This is a genomic window from Daejeonella rubra (genome assembly GCF_900103545.1).
GTDB lineage: Bacteria > Bacteroidota > Bacteroidia > Sphingobacteriales > Sphingobacteriaceae > Daejeonella > Daejeonella rubra.
On the sequence record NZ_FNHH01000063.1, the window covers coordinates 1 to 2074 of the forward strand.

Annotated in this window: 3 protein-coding genes; all 3 read left to right on the forward strand. The window is 43.3% G+C overall.

Annotation, left to right across the window (positions count from 1 at the left end; genetic code table 11):
- Positions 1-128 precede the first annotated feature (128 nt).
- The 3 genes from BLR27_RS18285 (at position 129) to BLR27_RS18295 (ending at position 1894) form a co-directional block, all read left to right on the forward strand.
- Positions 129-497: a hypothetical protein gene (locus BLR27_RS18285; protein ID WP_090707317.1), complete on the forward strand. Its 369-nt coding sequence runs from the start codon at positions 129-131 to the stop codon at positions 495-497.
- A gap of 59 nt (positions 498-556) precedes the next feature.
- Complete coding sequence (locus tag BLR27_RS18290; protein ID WP_090707318.1) at positions 557-1267, forward strand: hypothetical protein; 711 nt, start codon at positions 557-559, stop codon at positions 1265-1267.
- A 126-nt stretch (positions 1268-1393) separates the two neighbouring features.
- On the forward strand, positions 1394-1894 hold the full coding sequence (locus tag BLR27_RS18295; RefSeq protein WP_143007785.1) for a hypothetical protein: 501 nt from the start codon (positions 1394-1396) through the stop codon (positions 1892-1894).
- The last annotated feature ends 180 nt before the right edge of the window (positions 1895-2074 follow it).

The window sequence follows — 2074 nt, forward strand, 5'->3', positions numbered from 1 at the left end:
TTCTTTATGTCCAGACAGGGCAAATTGTCAAACAGTGCTTATGTGGGGGAGTCAGTTGTTGTTTAATTAAGCAGTCGGCGGCTGAGATATGCCGCTACTGTTTTATTCAAAATCTAATAATCAAAATCATGGAACTATTTAAAAAATATTATCTCCCATGGCATTTTCCTTTCAGAAAAGAACTTGCCGGAATTGTAGTAATCATTGCCCTATTCTTATTGTTTCCTTATCTGATTCGTGAGGTGGATGGATCGGCCGCAGCGATTGATCCCGGAATCTTAAGTGCCATTATCCTGGCAGCATCGGCAATACTCATATTTAAAGCCATCACCTGGTGGATCATCAATACCATTTGGCCTGCCTTTGCGATTTATTCAGATAATCAACTTGAAAGCAATTTCAGGTCGCTGCCGGCAAATCAGAAAGTTATGATCTACATGAGCTTTTACATGCTGATATTCTACTCATTCATACTCGTTTTATCAGCCCTTATTTAATCCTTAAACCAACATGAAACATTGCAAACAGGGTAACCGGGCCAATTAATAATAAAATCATGAAAACATCAGATAAACATCATTACGAAATTTTAAAAATGGCCCTCATTAAGCCAGGTATAGCCATCCTGATTTTTTTTGTGGGGATGATTGCTTTCGGACTTAAAGCACAAGAAGTTCAAATGGTTTCGTCTCTCAAAGCTACTGAACTACGGGTAAGGCAAATCTATACCTCCCAGATCGGCATCCGGGAAAAGCATTCAAACAGCGGAGCGGAGGTTGAGAAATACCTCCGCTATGTAAACCTTCCCAAAGGTAACCCCTGGTGCGCCGCTTTTGTATGCTGGGTTTTCGGACAGGCAAACGTTGAAAACCCCAGAACAGGCTGGTCGCCGGACCTGTTTAAGGGTAGTAAAGTGATATGGGATAAGGTTGAAAGCAGAAAGCTGAAAGCCAAAAGCTTGTCAGGTGAGTCAGGAAACATGCGCCAGGACCCGATAGCTATCGGGTCAAGGAAATATGCCTATCCGACCAGCCAGACAACAGATAACAGACAACAGGTAACCCCGGGAACCGGCGATATTTTCGGCATCTACTTTCCCGATAAAAAGCGCATTGCCCATATAGGTTTTATTGACCAATGGCAGGAGGATTGGGTAATCACCGTAGAGGGTAATACGAACATGGAAGGAAGTCGGGAGGGTGACGGAGTATACCGTAAGCGGCGACCCGTAAAATCTATTTATCAGGTTGCGCGGTATATCCGCTAGCCTTAAACACATGGTCATGAACCATCATGATTTTGCCAAAACCCGCAGGGGTAATATTATTAAATCATGATCGCCTTGCCTACGGGCAGGCAGGTTTATCACCTTTTAAAAACAATAAATAAACAGATGAAAAACTTAAAAATAAAACTCCTTACCCTGCTGATCCTGATCATTCTCAGCTCATGCAATACCAGAAGGCTGAATAAGCAAAAGTTTGAAAGTTCATCCTCAGCACAATCGGAAATCCGGCTGCAGGATTTAAAGAATGAACGTTATGATAACAAGCGGATGATCACGCTGACCGACTCTGCCAATGAGTTGTATACGATCAGCATATTTCCTTCCGACACGTTTAGCTTCTCTGCCCAACATGGATTCAGAGGCAAGGCTGCAAAGATTGAAGTTACCGGACTGCTGAGACGGGTACTCACCCGAACAGACAGTACAGCGCTTCGTGCAGAAAAGCAAAGCAGCCGGACTTATGAAGAACAACAGCAGATTGATAAGTCGGAGCTCTCCAGGACCGGAGGCTTAGTGAAAAAACGCTGGCCGCCAGTTTTGATAGGCATTGTACTGGTGATGATTATCGTAATCGGGTGGTTTTTGGGACGTCGTTTAACGAAGTAATTCAGGTAAATTGGGATGAAGCCGGGGGGGATGCTTCCGGCTTCTAAAATCAAATCATACTATCCGTAGAGTTTAGCGCAGCGCCTCCTATGTTTACAAAGCTTTAAATTTATACTATTAAAGTGAAAAGGAATGAGAGCACAATAGCGGCTAAATAGCTCAGGAAGTATATTGTCGTAG